This is a genomic window from Aquibium carbonis, from assembly GCF_003970795.1.
GTDB classification, from domain to species: domain Bacteria; phylum Pseudomonadota; class Alphaproteobacteria; order Rhizobiales; family Rhizobiaceae; genus Aquibium; species Aquibium carbonis.
In genome coordinates, this window is record NZ_RWKW01000010.1 from 13,872 (window position 1) to 30,752 (window position 16,881).

Genomic DNA, 16,881 nt, shown 5'->3' on the forward strand with positions numbered 1-16,881 from the left:
AAGGCGCGGGGTCAACCCGCGCTGAACAGCGGAAACGTCGCGCCGAGGGACCAGGCCAGGCAGAGACCGAGACCGAGACCCGCCGAGACGGCGCCGCTGCGCTGTCCGACCCAGCGGCCCATCAACCCGTAGAGGAGGAAGAAAAGAACCAGGACCGGCAGGATGATGAACAGGAACATCAGCCTCTCCGGGTCGAGCATCGCGGCCCCGGCCAAGGACAGAATCAGAACTGTCCGCGTCGCCACGCGCCGCGCCAGCGTTCCGCGTCCCGCCTGCGTGAGGATTCCGTCGGCCATCATCGCCGGGATCGTCCCGACACACAGGAACGCGATGATCGCCAGCCGTTCGGCGTTGGGTGCAAAACTCGCCACGTAGCGGTCCATCGCCAGGCCGAAGACGGCGACGCCCCAGACGGTGAGCAGGACCACGGCAGGCATGGACAGGCGCAAGGGCGCGTGCCGCCAGACCAGAAGCATCTGCAACCCGCCATAGGCCGCCAGATGGATCATCAGGTAGTCGGCGACCAGCACCGGCATGAACGGTGTGTAGACCCTCGTTCCGATGACCGGCACCAGCACGGCGGGTACCAGCATGGCCGCCCAGTACCGCGGCGCCGGGATGGCGGGCGGCGTCTTCGGCGCAGGCGGCAGCAGGCGCGCCAGGGGGCGCAACAACCCCACGATCCCACCCAGAAGCAGGACGACCCATATCCCGATCCGCACGATCGGTCCCTCACTTGCAAGATCGAACGAGGCATCGAGCCAATCCCGCGCCTCGCGGAGCGCGGTGGCGCTGAACAGGACGCCGACATGCTCGACGCCCGGCGCGACCACGGCCCGCCGCGCGATGCCGTCATGGTGCTCCGTAGTCCCCTCCTGCGCGTCCGGCCGCAACTGGCGCAAATTGGCAAGTGCGACGTCCCGCAGCGCGCCCTCCCACTGGCCGGAAATCATCAGGAGGCTTGCCGGCTCGCCGGCCGTCACCGCGCCCGAGAACATGGAGATCGCCACCACGGCTCCGACCGGCCGGCCTTCTGCACCCTCGGCGATCGCGGTCCGCACGATGATGTCGGTCGCCATCGAATGTCCGAGCAGGGCAACGTCTCCCGATACGCCCGGCAGGGCTCGTCCCGCGTCGATCACACGCCGCGTCTCGGCCACCAGAAGCGCTGTGGTGCCATCGATCGAGGTGACGTCGCCCGACATCGGGACCGGGTTGCGGCCATGCCCTTCGAAGTCGAACGCCAGGACGATGTAGCCGGACTGCGCCAGGGTCAGCGAGTAGGACTGCATCAGCTGGCGCGAACCGGCAAAGCCGTGGGCGGCGACGACGAGCGGACCCGTCGCTTCCGGCTGGCGGTAGAGGGTCGCGGGGGTTTGGCCGATCCGGATCTGCGTGATGTCGAGCCCGTACCTCGCGCCCTCCAGGCGGAACATCGACACCGCGATGACGACCACGACGAGAAGGCCGAACGTCCAGTTCGGCCAGGCTGCGCCGAAGGGGCCGTAGCGGCGGCCGCCCCCTGCCCGCCCATCGGATCGTTCCCCGCTCAAACGACCCGCCCGCGATCCCTCGAGACGACTGTCCCGATCTGCCGGATCATGGCAGCGGGCACAGCGTCAATCCGGGGGCGTTCTTGGCATGAAACCATGATGATCGGCTGCGGCGTCGAATTGGCGGGCATCGGAGCGCCGCTGCTCCTTCCGTCCGCATCGCCTGCTATTGTCTGTGATAGGCTCGCACTATTCAATCGCCGGGATGTCCATGATCGAGAACCCGTCCGCTGACGAAACCCCGTCTCCGCACCCGCGCCGCGTCTTCGTTCTGGGGGCGACCGGATCGATCGGCCGCGCCACGGTGCGCGCGCTCGTCGCCCGCGGTCATGAGGTCGTGTGCTTGGTCCGGTCCCGGGCGGGGCCAGGCGGCGCTTTGCAGCCCGACGACATGGCGCGGCTGCTGCCGGGCGCCAACCTCCGGTTCGGCGACGTCACCGATGCCGCCTCACTGTCGATCGACGGATTTCGAGGCGAGCGGTTCGACGCATTGGTCTCGTGCCTCGCCTCGCGCACGGGTGCTGCCCGGGACGCCTGGGCCATAGATTACGGCGCGCACGCACTGGCGCTCGCCGCCGCGCAGAAGGCCGGCGTCGGGCAGATGGTGCTGCTGTCGGCGATCTGCGTCCAGAAGCCGAGGCTGGCATTCCAGCATGCCAAGCTCGCCTTCGAACGGGAACTGGTCGCGTCCGGTCTCACCTACTCCATCGTGCGTCCCACGGCCTACTTCAAGTCGCTGTCCGGCCAGGTGGAGCGCGTCAGGCGCGGCAAGCCGTTCCTCGTCTTCGGTGATGGCCGGCTGACCGCCTGCAAGCCGATCAGCGACACGGACCTCGGCCGCTACCTCGCCGAATGCCTGGACGACGAAGCACGGTGGAACCGCATTCTTCCGGTCGGCGGGCCGGGTGAGGCCATCACGCCCCGGCAACAGGGGGAGATCCTGTTCGCGCTTCTGGGCCGCGCCCCCCGCTTCAGGAGCGTGCCGCTCGCACTGCTTTCCGCGGTGCGCCGTGTGCTGGCCGGTCTGGGGCATTTCAGTCCGGCGCTGGCCGCCAAGGCGGAACTGGCCGGCATCGGACATTACTACGCCAGCGAATCGATGCTCGTCTGGGACGACAGGGCCGGCCGCTACGACGCCGAAGCCACGCCATCGGCCGGTACGCAGACGCTCGCGGACCACTATGCGCGACTGCTCGCTGGAACCGTTGGTGACGAACGCGGCGACCACGCGGTGTTCCGAACCGCTTCGCCGGATCGCCGTGGCTCGACCTGAAGTTGCGCGAGCCGCAAGCGGACGGAAAACAAGAGAACCGCACACCGGAAATACTGCACTGCAACAAAATTGGACCAAAGGTCAATTAGTTCCTGCTTGCGCACTTGGCGAGATCGCCTATTCTGACCTTCGCCAAAGAAAACAAAACGGGAGGAATGAAATTGAGCAAGGATCCCATTTCACGTCGCCGGTTTCTCCGGAACGCGTCCTTCGCGGGCGCCGGAGCCGCCGCGGCAACCACGCTGGCCGCACCCGCCGTGCTCGCGCAGGAGCCGGTGGTGGTGAAGATGCAGACGTCGTGGCCGGCCTCCGACATCTGGATGGACTTCGCCCGCGAATACACGACCCGCGTCGAGGAAATGTCGGCCGGTCGCCTCAAGGTCGACCTGCTGCCGGCAGGCGCCGTGGTCGGCGCGTTCCAGGTGATGGACGCGGTGCATGACGGCGTTCTTGACGCCTGCCACACCGTCCCCGTCTACTGGTACGGCAAGAGCAAGGCGGCGTCCTTCTTCGGGACGGGGCCGGTCTTCGGCGGCTCCGCCACCACGATGCTTGGCTGGTTCTACCAGGGCGGCGGCGCCGAACTCTACCGTGAGCTGACCCAGGACATTCTCAGCCTCAACGTCGTCGGCTTCATGGGCTTCCCGATGCCGGCGCAGCCGTTCGGCTGGTTCAAGCAGGAGGTGAACACGGTCGCCGACCTCCAGGGCTTCAAGTACCGTACGGTCGGTCTGGCCGCCGATCTTCTGCAGGCCATGGGCATGAGCGTGGCTCAGCTTCCCGGCGGCGAGATCGTCCCGGCGATGGAGCGCGGCGTCATCGACGCCTTCGAGTTCAACAACCCGTCGTCGGACCTTCGTTTCGGCTCGCCGGACGTGGCCAAGAACTACTATCTGTCGTCCTACCACCAGGCTTCGGAAAGCTTCGAGTTCTGCTTCAACCGCGACTTCTTCGAGGATCTCGCGCCCGATCTCCAGGCCATCCTGAAATACAGCGTGGAAGCGGCGTCCACGTCCAACACCGCGCTGGCGATGGAAAACTACTCGAACGATCTGCAGAAGATCCAGAACGAACTCGGCGTCACGGTCCACCGCACGTCGAGCGAAATTCTCGCCGCGCAGCTCGAGGCCTGGGACAAGCTCATCGTCGACCTGGAAGCCGATGCCTTCTCCAAGAAGGTGATGGACAGCCAGCGGGCATGGGTCGAGAAGGTCGGATACTACGAGCTGATGAATGCGCCCGACCTCGCGCTGGCCTACGAGCATTACTTCCCCGGCAAGCTCAAGCTCTGAGCGACGGGGGCGACGGACGACCGACCCGGCAGCGGGCCGGTCGCGCGTCACGACAAGACATCCGGCCGCGGCCTGCGCCCTGCCGGATGTCGCGCTCTGATATCCGCCCGGTCGATGGGGTCTGTGTCGCGATGGAGCGGCGACGTCGCGGCTCTGAACCCCGGACCGGCGGCCTGGTTCGCTTGCGCACGGGAGGCGCGTCGTCTTGATCGGCTTCATCAATTTCGCCGACCGGCTCTCGGCTTGGTTCGGCAAGTCGTTCGGCTGGCTCATCATCCTGATGACGATCGGGATGAGCTACGAGGTGTTCGTGCGCTACGTGCTCAATCGGCCGACGTCGTGGGCGCTCGACGTGTCGTTCATCATGTACGGAACGCTGTTCATGATGGGCGGCGCCTACACGCTGTCGCGCGGCGGCCATGTGCGCGGCGACTTCGTCTACCGGCTCTGGTCCGTCCGCACGCAGGGCGCGGTCGACCTCGTGCTCTACATCTTCTTCTTCTTCCCGGGCGTGATCGCCCTGATCTTCACCGGCTGGAAATACTCGGCGCGCTCGTGGGGCTACGCCGAGGTGAGCGTCAACAGTCCTGCCGGCATTCCGATCTTCCAGTTCAAGTCGGTCCTGGTGGCCGCCGGCATCCTGCTCTTCATCCAGGGCATCGCCCAGATGTGCCGGTGCATCATCGCCATCCGCAAGGGCTACTGGCACACTGCGGAAGAGGACGTCGTCGAAACCGAACAGCTGCTGATCAAGCAGCGTGCCGAAGGCCAGAACTAGATTTGCCGGTCACGCCGGACCATTCGTAGCGGAGTTGCGAAAGTGACCGACCCTCAAGTCGCCCTTGCCATGCTCGGGATCTTCATCCTGCTGGTCTTCCTGGGCTTTCCGATCGCCTTCACGCTGATGGCGCTGGGCATCTTCTTTGGATATTACGCCTATTTCGATCCCAATCGGATGTGGCGCAGCTTCAACCGACTGGGCGAGGACGCCGACACCTGGACCTCGGTCACCACCTGGATCGACGGGTTCTTCAACAACCGCATCTTCGACCTCTTCATCAACCAGACCTACACGGTGATGTCGAACGAAGTCCTGACGGCGGTGCCGCTGTTCCTGTTCATGGGCTACATCGTCGAGCGGGCCAACATCGTCGATCGCCTGTTCTCCACGCTCAACATCGCCGCCAAGAACCTGCCGGGCTCCATGGGCGTTGCCGCCCTGATCACCTGCGCGCTGTTTGCCACGGCCACCGGCATCGTCGGTGCGGTGGTGACGCTGATGGGGCTGCTGGCGCTGCCGGCGATGCTGAAGGCGCGCTACGACACCAGCTTCGCCTCGGGCATCATCTGCGCCGGCGGCACGCTCGGCATCCTCATCCCGCCATCCATCATGCTGATCGTCTATGCCGCGTCGTCGGGCGTTTCCATCGTCCGCCTCTATGCCGGCGCGCTGCTGCCGGGATTGCTGCTGGTCGGCCTCTATCTGGTCTACGTCATCGGCCGGTCGATCCTGCAACCCTCGATCGCCCCGAAGCCGACGAAGGAAGAGGTGCCTGACGTCCCGTTCTTCCAGCTTGCCTGGATGCTGTTCACCTCGTTCTTTCCCCTCGCCTTCCTCATCCTGGCTGTGCTCGGGTCCATCCTGTTTGGACTGGCCACGCCGACGGAGGCCGCCTCCATCGGCGCGCTGGGCGGCATGGTGCTGGCAATCGCCTATCGGGCGATGACGTTCCAGCGGCTGCGCGAGTCCGTCTACTTGACGGTCCGCACCACGGCGATGGTGTGCTGGCTGTTCGTCGGCTCCTACACCTTCTCGTCGGTGTTTTCCTATCTGGGCGGCGAGCATCTGATCTCGGAGTTCGTCCAGAGCCTCGACCTGACGCCGTTGCAGTTCCTGCTGCTCGCCCAGCTCATCATCTTCCTGCTCGGCTGGCCGCTCGAATGGTCCGAGATCATCATCATCTTCGTGCCGATCTTCCTGCCGCTGCTGCCGCTGTTCGGCATCGATCCGCTGTTCTTCGGCATCCTGGTCGCGCTCAACCTGCAGACCAGCTTCCTGACGCCGCCCATGGCGATGTCGGCCTACTATCTGAAGGGCATCGCGCCGCCGCAGGTGCAACTGATGCAGATCTTCAAGGGCGTGATGCCGTTCCTGTTCATGGTGTTCGTCTCGATGGCCCTGATCTACATCTTCCCGGAACTGGTGTTCCACCTGCCGCAGGTGTTCTATGGACGCTAGGGCATCCGCGACGCCGAACCCGATCCTCGGACTGGGCGCCGTCGAACTGCGCGACCGGCTGGCGCGCGGCGCGCTCAGCGCCGTCGACCTGGCCCAGGCCTGCCTCGACCGGATCGCGGCGGAGGAGCCGCGCGTGCAGGCATGGGCCTGGCTCGACGGCGACCACGTCATGGCGCAGGCGCGCGCCCTCGACGCGCGTCGGGCGTCCGGCCGTGCCATCGGGCCGCTGCATGGCCTGCCCGTCGGGCTGAAGGACATCATCGACACCGTCCGGATTCCGACCGCCAACGGCACCGTGCTGGATGCCGGTCGCGTTCCCATCGCGGATGCCGCCGTGGTGGAGCGACTGAAGGCCGCCGGCGCGATCATCATGGGCAAGACGGTGTCCACCGAACTCGCCTTCCTGCATCCCGGCAAGACCCGCAACCCGCACGACCCCGAGCGTACGCCGGGCGGCTCGTCCTCCGGGTCGGCGGCTGCGGTGGCGGCCGGCATGGTTCCGCTGGCGCTCGGCACCCAGACCGGCGGGTCCGTCATACGGCCGGCCGCCTTTTGCGGCGTGGTCGGCTTCAAGCCGAGCTTCGGCACCATTGCGCGCACCGGCATCCTGGTCCAGTCCCCCTCGCTCGACACCGTCGGCGTCTTTGCCCGATACGCGGAAGACGCAGCTCTCGTTGCCGACGTCCTGTTCGGCTTCCATGCCGCCGACCGCGCGACGCAACCGGCTCCGCATCCCCGCCTGCTGGATACGGCCAGTGCCGCCCCGCCGGTCGTCCCCACGCTGGCCTTCGTCCGGCCACCCGGCTGGGAGGAGGCCGAAGACGACACGAAGGACGCCTTCGCAGAACTGGTCGAGGTGCTCGGCGAACGCTGTTTCGAGGCCATCCTGCCGACGGCATTCGCGGAGGCCTCCACCATCCGCGAGCGCATCAACTTCGCCGAGATGGCGAAGTTCTACTATCCCTACGAGCGGCGTGGGCGCGACCGGCTGTCGAAGGTGCTGCAAGACGCGCTGGAGGCCGGCAAGGCCATTCCGGCCCGCGACTACATCGCCGCGCTGGACTGGCCGGACATTCTCTACGCAGGGCTGGACGAAATCTTCCAGCGCTGCGATGCGATCATCACGCCCGCCGCGCCCGGGCCTGCGCCGCTCGGGCTGGCCGGCACCGGCAGTGCCGTGTTCAACGGCCTCTGGACGCTCTGCGGCACGCCCGCAGTCACGCTGCCTCTCCTGAACACCGGCACCGGCCTGCCGATGGGCGTGCAACTGGTCGGGCGTCGCGGCGACGATGCGCGGTTGCTTCGAACCGCGCGATGGCTGGGCGAATGGCTGACCAAGGCCGAAACCATGGGAGCTTGATGATGATGGACCGCCTGATGGCGCTGCTGGCGCTGGTCGTTCTCACGGGTTTTCTCGGCATCCTCGTCTGGAAGGTGCCGCGCGTGGACCTGTTCGTCGTCGTGGCGATCACGCTGTCGCTGGCGATCTGGGACTTCGTCGCCAATGCCTGGCGCAGGCCGCGCCGTCGCTGAACCGGGCGGTCGGGCATTCCCGTCCACCGACAATCCGTTCGGGACGAGATCGTCGCCCAACCCATTCGCCCCGGACAAGGTGTAAACCATCTCTCCGGTATCTGGTGTAAACCATGTCCCCGGGTCGTACACATCCGAGGACTGGCGGAGGGAGTGGGATTCGAACCCACGGTGAACTCGCGCCCACGCCGGTTTTCAAGACCGGTGCCTTAAACCGCTCGGCCATCCCTCCAGACGTTGAAATCGTTGGCATTAATCCCGCCCACCGGGATCGGAACGACCGTCTTGCGACGCATTTCTGCCACCGAACGTCTCTTTCGTCCGCATTTACAGTGCGGCGGATCGCAGCGTCAACCGCTTCGGTGACCCGCATGCGTCCGATCCGGCGCGGCGGCCATTGTCTGGCTTCGCGCCAGACGGCTCCAAGCGCCGGCACCCGCCGTCTTGGGATCTCACCCCCGCGCCTGGTGTGTGTGATCCGCGCGAGCGCGGGCGATCGGGTGTCCTTTGGTTCAAGCCTGTAGATTCTTTTCCAAAAATTGACAGTGCCTGGCAACAATGTAAGAACTTCACCAACCGCTCGCGCAACGGGAAGCCTGATGTCGATTCGCGAAGATCTGGCGCATACACCGGTCGTTTTGACCTCTTCGGAGGAAAAGATCGTCCAGGTTCTGCTCGCCGATTTTCCCATGTCGGGCCTTGGCACCGCGACACGGCTGGCGCGGCTGGCCGGGGTCAGCGATCCGACCGTGACGCGGCTGATGATCAAGCTCGGCTATGCCGGCTTCGCCGATTTCCAGACGCGGGTACTGGCCGAAGTCGAAGCCCGCCTGCATTCGCCGCTGCTGATGATGGAGGCGAAGCGGCCGGGCGGATCGGAGGCCGCGTCAGCGCTCGACTATTTTCGTTCCGTGTCCGAGAGCCTCGAGCGGACGCGAACCGCCGTCGCCTCGCAGACCTATACGCGCGTCGTCAGGATGCTGATCGAGAGCAAGGGCGACGTGGTGCTTCTCGGCGGCCGCTTCAGCCGCCACATCGCCTCCATGCTGGCCGGCTACCTGATCCAGTTCCGATCCGGCGTGCGCGACATCGGCGAATTGGCGCCGCCGGACTTCGATCTCCTGATCGATCTTGGAAAGCGCGACCTGCTGGTCGTGTTCGACTATCGCCGCTACCAGTCCGACATCGTCCGTTTCGCGCGTCAGGCGCATGACCGCGGCGTCAGCATCCTGCTCTTCACCGATGCTTGGCTGTCGCCGATCGCCGAATTCGCCGATCAGACCATGATCGCCTCGATCGAGGCGAACTCGCCGTTCGACACGCTGGCCACCGCCGTCGCCCAGATGGAGGCGGTGCTCGCCCACGCGCTGGCGCTGCATGGCGGCGACATGCGCCGGCGAATGGAGGACATCGAACACATTCGCCGCGCCAACGCCGTCACGCTCGACGCGGTCACGCCGTCGCCGGCGGATCGCGTGGGCCAGGCCGGCGCCGGCGAACCCGCCGACGCGACGCCCCCCGGAAAACGGACGAAACCAGCATGATGCCGACCCTGCCGCGCCGCGACGAGCCTTTCTCGCCCGGCCAGACCGCGCTGCTTCTGGTCGACATGCAGCGCATCTGGCTCGAGCCGGGGCTCGATCCCGGCCATCCCGACTGGGGCGCCGACCACTACTTCTACCGGCAGACGCGCGAGGTGGTTATTCCCAACCAGCAGCGCCTGCTCGCCGCCGCCCGCGCATCCGGGGTGGAGGTCCTGCACACCATCATCCAGAGCCTGACCGAGGACGGGCGCGACCGCTCGCTCGATCACAAGCTGACGCCGATCCACATTCCGCCGAGCCTCGCCGAAGGCCTGCCGCCGGCGGAACTCGCGCCGGTCGGCGACGAGATCATACTGCCCAAAACCTCGTCCGGCATCTTCAATTCAACCAATGTCGACTATCTGCTGCGCAACCTCGGCATCCGGCATCTCGTCGTCGCGGGCGTGCTCACCGACCAGTGCGTCGACATGACCGTGCGCGACGGCGCCGACCGGGGCTATCTCGTCACCTGCGTGGCGGACGCCTGCGCGGCGCCGACCCAGGCGCGGCACGACATCGCGCTGAAAGCCTTCGGCGGCTATTGCTGGGTCACCGACACGGCGACCGTCGAAGCGCGCTTCCAGGCGCTCGGCCGGGTGGGTGGCGCATGAGCGGCGACAACCCCTCCCCGCTGGTCAGCATCGTCACGACCGACCTTTCGGCGATCACGCGCGGGCGGCCGCTGACCGAAACGCGCTACGCAAAATCGCTCGAGACCGGCGTCGGCTGGGTGCCGGCCAATCTCTGCCTGACCGCCTTCAACACCATCGCCGATCCCAATCCGTGGGGGTCGTCCGGTGATCTGCGGATCCTGCCCGATGCCGCTGCGCGCTATGCCACGTCGGCGACGGGCGCGGCGACGCGGTTCGACCTGGTGATGGGCGACATCGTCGAGCTCGACGGCACGCCCTGGATCGCCTGCGCCCGCACGCAACTGCGCGATGCGCTGGCCGCGCTGGAGGCGCAAACCGGCCTTTGCCTCGTCGCGACCTTCGAGCAGGAGTTCACGCTCGTGACCGGCGGCGGGCGGACGGCCGCACCGCCGCTCCATGCCTTTTCGGTCGAGGCGCTGCGGTCATTCGATCCCTTCGCCCCGCGGCTCGCGGCCTGTCTCGAAGAGGCGGGCGTCGAGCCCGAAATGGTTCTTGCCGAATACGGCGCCAACCAGTTCGAAATCACCCACGCTCCGACCGACGGGCTGTCGGCGGCCGATCGTGCGGTGGCGATCCGCGAGATCACCCGCGAGGTTGCCCGCACTAGCGGCGCGCGCGCGAGCTTTGCGCCGAAACCCGCCGCCGACCAGGTCGGCAACGGCGTCCACATCCATTTCAGCCTGCGCGATGCATCGGGCCGTCCCGCAACCCATGACGCCGCGCGGCCGGGCCGCCTGTCGAAAGCGGCCGGCGCCTTCTGTGCCGGTGTCCTCAGGCACCTGCCGGGGCTGGTGGCGCTGACGGCGTCGAGCGTGCCCTCCTACTACCGGCTGGCACCGCACAACTGGAGTTCGTCCTACACGTGGCTTGGCGAGCGCGACCGCGAGGCGACGCTGCGCATCTGCCCGACGGTGACGATCGGCGGGCGCGATCCCGAAGGCCAGTTCAACATCGAATATCGAGCCGCCGACGCAACCGCCAACCCCTACCTGGCCCTCGCCGCGATCGTGCGTGCAGGGCTTGCGGGACTGTTGGCGGACTTGCCCGCCCCGCCCATCGTCAGTGGCGATCCGTCGGTCATGAGCGCGCCGGAACTGGATCGCCTCGGTTTGCGTCGGTTGCCGGAAACGCTGGACGAAGCGCTCGCCGCCCTCGAAGCGGATACGGTCGTGACCTCCTGGTTCGCGCCCGAGCTTCTGGCAAGCTTCGTCGCCGTCAAGCGCGCCGAGATCGGGCTCATGGCCGGTCTCGACCGCGACGCGATCTGCGCGGCCTATGGTGGCCGATACTGATGCTGGCGCTCGACCATCACGCGCTGGACTGGCCGGCGCCGATCGACATTCTCAATGCCGATTCCGACGCCGAGATCGTGCTGATCTGCGATCACGCCTCGAACCACATTCCAGCGGAGTATGACGGTCTCGGCGTCGGCAGCGCCGATCTCAAGCGCCACATCGCCTGGGATGTCGGCGCAGCGGGCGTCACGCGCGGCCTCGCGGCCAGGCTTGGCGCGCCCGCCTTTCTGGGCACCTATTCGCGACTGCTGGTCGACCTGAACAGACCCTTCGGCAGTGCGACCAGCATGACGGTCGTTTCGGAGGCGACGTCGATCCCCGGCAACCGCGACCTGCCGCAGGCCGAGATCGAGCGACGGCGACGCCTGATCTTCGATCCGTTTCACGATGCGCTCGCGGCCTTCCTCGACCGGCGCGCGGTCGCGTCGAAGCGTTCGCGCATCGTCGCCATCCATTCCTTCACGCCGGTGTTTCTGGGCGTTGCTCGGCCCTGGCATGTCGGCATTCTCCATGACGACGCCCATGCCTACGCGTCCCGGGTGATGACCGCGCTGTCGCGCGATCCCGCGCTTCTGGTCGGCGAGAACGTGCCCTACCAGATCGACCGCGACGGCGACTACGCAATCCCGGTGCACGGCACCGACAGAGGCCATCCGGCACTGCTCATCGAAATCCGCAACGACCTGATTTCGGATGCCGCGGGCATTCGCGAATGGACCGACCGGCTCGCTGCCGTGCTCTGACCGGAGGGGCCGGCACCGGGCCACGAGGCTGACCGACAGAAAGGATGACGCCATGACGAACCTGGAAGAAACCATCGCCGGCGTGCAGGCGGCCATCGAGCGTGACCGTGACTGGGTCGTCGGCCTGACACGCGACATGGTGCGCATTCCCTCCGTCAATCCGAAGTTCGAGCCCAATCCGGACATCAACAAGGAGGCGGAGGTCCAGTCCCTGCTCGAACCGATCCTGGCGGAACAGGGATTTGCCACCGAACGGTGGGATGCCCTGCCCGGCCGGCCGAATCTCGTCGGCGAATGGGCAGGCTCCGAGGAGCGGAGCCTGATCCTCTGCGGCCACATCGACGTGGTTCCTGTCGGCGCCGCGAAGGATTGGTCCGTCGATCCGTTCGGCGGCGACATCGTCGACGGCAGGCTGTACGGCCGCGGCGCGATCGACATGAAGAGCGGCGTTGCCGCCTGCATCGCGGCGGCCCGCGCCATCAGGAACGCCGGGATCACGCTCGACGGACGGCTGGCGATCCACTCCGTCGTCGACGAGGAGTCCGGCGGTTTCGGCGCCATGGACGCGGTTCGTCGCGGCAAGCTCGCCAAGGCCGTCCTCGTGGCGGAACCGACCTGGGGCGACGTGCTGCCGGCCGAAGGGGGGCTGGAATGGGTGCGCGTCACGATCCGCGGCAGGTCCGCCCATGCCGGGTGGCGCTACAACGAGATCTATCCGCAGAACCACGAAGCCGGCCGCCTCGAACCCGGCGTCAATGCCATCGAACTGGCCTCCCGCTTTCTAACGGCGCTGCGCCACTACGAGTTGGACCGCGCCCGCGCCCGATCGCATCCGCTGGTGCCGCTCGGCGTCAACACGATCAATCCGGGCGTGATCCATGGTGGCGCGGGCCTTGGCGGCAACGGCCTGCCCAACATCATGACCAACCCCGCGATCATTCCCGATGTCGCGGTGATCGACCTGGACATGAAGTTCCTGCCAAACGAAACCGCGGCCGACATCCGCCGCGATTTCGAGGCGTTCGTCCATCATTTCGCGCAGACCGATGCCTGGATGCGGTCGAATCCGCCGACGATCCAGTGGGAGCTTGGCGGCCTGCACTTTCCGCCGATGAACACCCCGGTCGACCATCCGCTGGTGACGTCGCTGGCGGCGCGCAAGAGCGCCATCGGCAAGCAGCCTGCCATCAAGGGGTTCATCGCGGTCTGCGACGCGGCCCACTATGCCGGGGCCGGTGTCGATGGCGTCATCTTCGGCGCTAGCGGCGACGGTTTTCACGGCAAGGACGAGTATGTCGACATCGAATCGCTGGTCGAGACCACCAAGGTCATCGCCGCGACCATCATCGACTGGTGCGGTACCCGCTGAAGCCGCGGGTCAGGTCGGGCGGCGGAGCCGCCCGCCGAGGCCGCCCCAGGCCGCCTGGATCATGCCCACGAGGCCGCTCGGATAGACCAGCATGACGAGGATGATCAGCACGGCGGTGATCATCGGCCGCCAGGCGCCGAAATCGGCCATCGCCTCGGCAAAGACGGTCAGCACGAAAGAGGCGATCACCGCGCCGTAGATCGTGCCTGTGCCGCCGAGCAGAACCATCGACAGAACGATCGTCGCCAGGCTCATGCCAAAGACGTCGATCGAGGCGTTGCGCTGGTAGGCGGCGTAGAAGGCGCCGGCAACGCCGGTGAAGAAGGCGCTCGCGGCCAGTGTGATCATGCGCTGGCGCACCAGCGAGACGCCGCGGCTGATGGCGTATTCCTCGTTGTCCCGCAGCGCCACGATGCTGGCGCCGATGCGCGAGCGCACCAGCACGCGCAGGAAGATCGTGCTCAACGCCAGGAGTGTCAGCGCGATGCCGAAATAGCCGATCTTGCCGTCGCGAACCATGTTGTGGTCGAAGATGTAGAGGCCCGGAATTCGCACGATCCCTTGTGTCCCGCCGGTGATGTCCGACTGGCTGATGATGATCTGCATCACCAGCTGCGCGAAGCCGAAGGTCACGAGAATGATGTAGATGCCTTTCAGCCGCAGGATCGGGATCGTCACGATCACCGCAGCGAGCGTCGCCACGACGCCGCTCGCCACCAATGCCACCCAGGGGTCCATGCCGGCGAGCTTGGTCAGGAGCGCATAGGCGTAGACGCCGATGCCGAACAGCGCCAGGTGGCCGAAATTGAACACGCCGCCATAGCCGAGGCTGAGATCCCAGTTCGAAGCCACCATGGCGTAGATGAAGGCCATGATGAGGATGTGGCGGCTGTAGCTGTCGGTGAAGACGAGAGGCAGCATCGCCAGGACGGCGAGGCCGAGCACGAAGCCGACGGCTTCGCGCTGCCACGAGGTTCGGCCAGGGGCGCCGGAGACGCGTTTGTTCATGTCAGTCATGCAAGTCCCCGGCCGCGGCTCGTGAAGATCCCCTCCGGACGCACCATCAGCGTCAGGATCAGCACCGCGAAGAGAAGCGCCGGCGTCCAGTAGAGCCCGAAATAGTAGCTGCAGGCGGCCTCGAAGAAGCCGATCAGATAGGCTGCGAAGATCGGTCCCGAGATGCTCGAGATGCCCCCGAACACGACCACGATCAGCGCCTTGAGAAGCGGGTCGGCGCCCATCACCGGCGACATGAAGCGATAGCCGCCCATGAAGATGCCGGCGATGCAGGCGAGCGCGGCGGCAATCGCGAAGGCCAGGCCATAGAGCGCGGTGACGTTCAGCCCGACGAGCTGGCTCGCATCCTCGTTCTGCGCGACCGCGCGCAGCGCCAGTCCGATGCGGGTTCGAGTGAGGAACATCCACAAGGCCCAGAGGATCAGCGGCGTGACGACGATGATGGCAATCTGGTGCAGCGAGACGCCGATGCTGCCGATCATGGTGTTGCCGGCGAGCAGCGGCGGCAGCTGCTTGGAACGCGGCCCCCAGATCGTCAGCACGCCGTTTTCGATCAGCGAACCGGCGGCGAGCGTGGTGATGACGACGACGAGGACGAGGTTGGCGCGGCCGATCAGCGGTCGCACCACGGTCGCCTGCAGCAGCCACCCGACGCCGGCCGTCGCCAGTATGGCCAACGGAAAGGCGATCGCCGGATGCAGGCCGAAGGCGACCAGCTGCCAGGCGAGATAGGCGCCGAGCATCATGAACACGCCGTGGCTGAAGTTGAACACGCCGATCGTCGTCCAGACCAGGGCGAGCCCGACCGCCATCATGGCGTAGAGCGAGCCCTGGAACAGGCCGCCGAAGAGGATTTCCGCGAGTGCGCCCATGCTCGTTCCTAATGCCCGAAATACATCGACATGATCTCGCTGTGGGCGATGCTCTCGCCCGGCTTGATCTCGGTCGCGACGGTGCCGTGGTTGATCAGGTAGAGCTGGCTGCTCAGTTCGAGCAGGAACTCGATGTCCTGTTCCACGACGATCAGCGGCACGCCGCCCTTGGAGATGTCGAGCACCGAGGCACAGAGTTCGTCCTTGATCTTGGGCGCGAGGCCGAGCGTCGGTTCGTCCAGGATCAGCAGCCGCGGATGGCTCATCAGCGCCGTGCCGATCGACACCATCTGACGCTCACCCCCCGACAGCGTGCGCACGCGCTGGCGCCAGCGCTCGGCGAGCTTGGGGAAAAGCTCGATGACCTTTTCGCGGTTTTCGGCCTCGTGCGGCCGTGCCCGGGCCGAATAGGCACCAAGGGCCATGCAGTCGGCGATGGTCAGGTCGGGAAACAGGCGATTGCCCTGTGGGACGTGGATCAGTCCGGTGCCGACGATGGCGCGTGCGCTCCTGGCCGTGATGTCTTCGCCATCGAAGAAGATCCGCCCGCTTCTGGGCTTGAGCAGGCCCGAGATGACCCGCAGCAGCGTCGTCTTGCCATGCCCGTTGGGACCAAAGAAGCCGACATTGCCATGGCGCCCCGCTTCCAGCGAGACGTCGTTCAGGACGGTGACGCGGCCATAGCCGGCCGTGACACCCTCGACGGACAGGATGGGCATCACGCCGCCGCTCTCCGCGTTCCGAGATAGGCCTCGATGACGCGTTCGTCGGCGATCACCGTCGCGGGCTCGCCGGCTGCCAGGACGCGTCCCTGATTCAGAACAAGAAGATGTTGCGAAAGGCTCATCAGGAAAGTCAGCACATGCTCGATCAGAACGATGGTGATGCCCCGAGCCGCGGTGCGCCGGATGAGGCCGATCGACGTCTCGATCTCGGGCCGCGTCAGGCTCGATGCGGGTTCGTCGAGCAGCAGCATCTTCGGCTCCATCGCGATCGCCGTCGCCAGCATCAGGCATTTGCGGTCGAAGACCGACAACTCGCCAGCCAGGCGCCCGAACGACCGGGATTCGAGGCCGACGAACTCCAGCGCTTCGGCTGCAGCGTCGCGCGCGGCGGCGGCCGCTCTGTCGGGCTTGCCGTAGCTCGCGCCGATCAGGACGTTCTCGAACATGGTCAGCCCGTCGAAACTGGTCTCGCGCTGAAAGGTCCGTGCCAGGCCCAGGCGCGCGATCGCATGCCCGGGCTTGCCCTGGATGTCGTCGCCGTCGAAGACGATCCGCCCCCGGTCGGGGGCGAACGGGATGCCGGTGATGAGGTTGAACAGCGTGCTCTTGCCGCTGCCGTTCGGACCGGCGATGCCGAAGATTTCTCCCGGCGCCACCGTGAACGACACCTCGTCCACGGCTTTCAGCGAGCCGAAGGCCTTGCAGACCCCCTCAACCGCGAGCAGGGCCACGCT

The 16,881-nt window shown here is 66.5% G+C and carries 16 protein-coding genes and 1 tRNA gene; 11 read left to right on the forward strand and 6 right to left on the reverse strand.

All coding sequences use genetic code 11. The features are described from left to right. Window positions 1–11 precede the first annotated feature (11 nt). Window positions 12–1,553: an alpha/beta hydrolase gene (locus EJC49_RS03355; protein WP_245453243.1), complete on the reverse strand. Its 1,542-nt coding sequence runs from the start codon at window positions 1,551–1,553 to the stop codon at window positions 12–14. Between the two features lie 211 nt (window positions 1,554–1,764). On the opposite strand from EJC49_RS03355, the gene EJC49_RS03360 reads away from it, so the two are divergent. From EJC49_RS03360 to EJC49_RS25550, 6 genes are all read left to right on the forward strand, one after another. Beyond that, a complete protein-coding gene (locus EJC49_RS03360) occupies window positions 1,765–2,826 on the forward strand; it encodes an NAD(P)H-binding protein (RefSeq protein WP_126698051.1) in 1,062 nt (353 codons plus the stop codon). A 155-nt stretch (window positions 2,827–2,981) separates the two neighbouring features. Beyond that, entirely contained in the window at window positions 2,982–4,118 is a 1,137-nt protein-coding gene (locus tag EJC49_RS03365) for a TRAP transporter substrate-binding protein (RefSeq protein ID WP_126698052.1), read from the forward strand. Window positions 4,119–4,323: 205 nt separating this feature from the next. Continuing rightward, on the forward strand, window positions 4,324–4,896 hold the full coding sequence (locus EJC49_RS03370) for a TRAP transporter small permease subunit (protein WP_126698053.1): 573 nt from the start codon (window positions 4,324–4,326) through the stop codon (window positions 4,894–4,896). A 42-nt stretch (window positions 4,897–4,938) separates the two neighbouring features. Further along, on the forward strand, window positions 4,939–6,357 hold the full coding sequence (locus EJC49_RS03375) for a TRAP transporter large permease (protein ID WP_126698054.1): 1,419 nt from the start codon (window positions 4,939–4,941) through the stop codon (window positions 6,355–6,357). Then, on the forward strand, window positions 6,347–7,717 hold the full coding sequence (locus EJC49_RS03380; RefSeq protein WP_126698055.1) for an amidase: 1,371 nt from the start codon (window positions 6,347–6,349) through the stop codon (window positions 7,715–7,717). The genes EJC49_RS03375 and EJC49_RS03380 overlap by 11 nt, the downstream gene beginning before the upstream one ends. Beyond that, the gene (locus EJC49_RS25550; protein WP_170314591.1) at window positions 7,717–7,890 is read left to right on the forward strand and encodes a hypothetical protein; all 174 of its coding nucleotides are present in this window, start codon (window positions 7,717–7,719) and stop codon (window positions 7,888–7,890) included. Before EJC49_RS03380 ends, EJC49_RS25550 begins: the two co-directional genes overlap by 1 nt. Window positions 7,891–8,032: 142 nt before the next feature. Here the strand turns inward: EJC49_RS25550 and EJC49_RS03385 are convergent. After that, window positions 8,033–8,122: transfer RNA gene (locus tag EJC49_RS03385), tRNA-Ser, on the reverse strand. Between the two features lie 367 nt (window positions 8,123–8,489). Between EJC49_RS03385 and EJC49_RS03390 the strand changes: the two genes are divergently transcribed. The 5 genes from EJC49_RS03390 to EJC49_RS03410 are packed head-to-tail and all read left to right on the forward strand — an operon-like array spanning window position 8,490 to window position 13,533. Next, on the forward strand, window positions 8,490–9,434 hold the full coding sequence (locus EJC49_RS03390; protein ID WP_126698056.1) for a MurR/RpiR family transcriptional regulator: 945 nt from the start codon (window positions 8,490–8,492) through the stop codon (window positions 9,432–9,434). Further along, the gene (locus EJC49_RS03395; protein ID WP_126698057.1) at window positions 9,431–10,084 is read left to right on the forward strand and encodes a cysteine hydrolase family protein; all 654 of its coding nucleotides are present in this window, start codon (window positions 9,431–9,433) and stop codon (window positions 10,082–10,084) included. The genes EJC49_RS03390 and EJC49_RS03395 overlap by 4 nt, the downstream gene beginning before the upstream one ends. Further along, complete coding sequence (locus EJC49_RS03400; protein WP_126698058.1) at window positions 10,081–11,418, forward strand: type I glutamate--ammonia ligase; 1,338 nt, start codon at window positions 10,081–10,083, stop codon at window positions 11,416–11,418. Before EJC49_RS03395 ends, EJC49_RS03400 begins: the two co-directional genes overlap by 4 nt. Then, complete coding sequence (locus EJC49_RS03405; protein WP_126698059.1) at window positions 11,418–12,164, forward strand: N-formylglutamate amidohydrolase; 747 nt, start codon at window positions 11,418–11,420, stop codon at window positions 12,162–12,164. Before EJC49_RS03400 ends, EJC49_RS03405 begins: the two co-directional genes overlap by 1 nt. Before the next feature lie 52 nt (window positions 12,165–12,216). Then, window positions 12,217–13,533, forward strand: coding sequence for a M20 family metallopeptidase (locus tag EJC49_RS03410; RefSeq protein ID WP_126698060.1), 1,317 nt, complete (start codon window positions 12,217–12,219; stop codon window positions 13,531–13,533). A gap of 9 nt (window positions 13,534–13,542) precedes the next feature. On the opposite strand, the gene EJC49_RS03415 is transcribed toward EJC49_RS03410, so the two are convergent. Genes EJC49_RS03415 through EJC49_RS03430 form a run of 4 tightly spaced genes read right to left on the reverse strand, consistent with a single transcriptional unit; the run spans window position 13,543 to window position 16,878 of the window. Then, window positions 13,543–14,550, reverse strand: a complete 1,008-nt coding sequence (locus tag EJC49_RS03415; protein ID WP_126698061.1) for a branched-chain amino acid ABC transporter permease — start codon at window positions 14,548–14,550, stop codon at window positions 13,543–13,545. Further along, window positions 14,547–15,422, reverse strand: coding sequence for a branched-chain amino acid ABC transporter permease (locus tag EJC49_RS03420; RefSeq protein ID WP_126698062.1), 876 nt, complete (start codon window positions 15,420–15,422; stop codon window positions 14,547–14,549). Before EJC49_RS03420 ends, EJC49_RS03415 begins: the two co-directional genes overlap by 4 nt. Window positions 15,423–15,430: 8 nt before the next feature. Further along, complete coding sequence (locus tag EJC49_RS03425) at window positions 15,431–16,141, reverse strand: ABC transporter ATP-binding protein (protein WP_245453245.1); 711 nt, start codon at window positions 16,139–16,141, stop codon at window positions 15,431–15,433. Then, window positions 16,141–16,878 (reverse strand): ABC transporter ATP-binding protein, encoded by a 738-nt coding sequence (locus tag EJC49_RS03430; protein ID WP_126698064.1) that lies wholly within the window; start codon window positions 16,876–16,878, stop codon window positions 16,141–16,143. Before EJC49_RS03430 ends, EJC49_RS03425 begins: the two co-directional genes overlap by 1 nt. Window positions 16,879–16,881 lie beyond the last annotated feature (3 nt).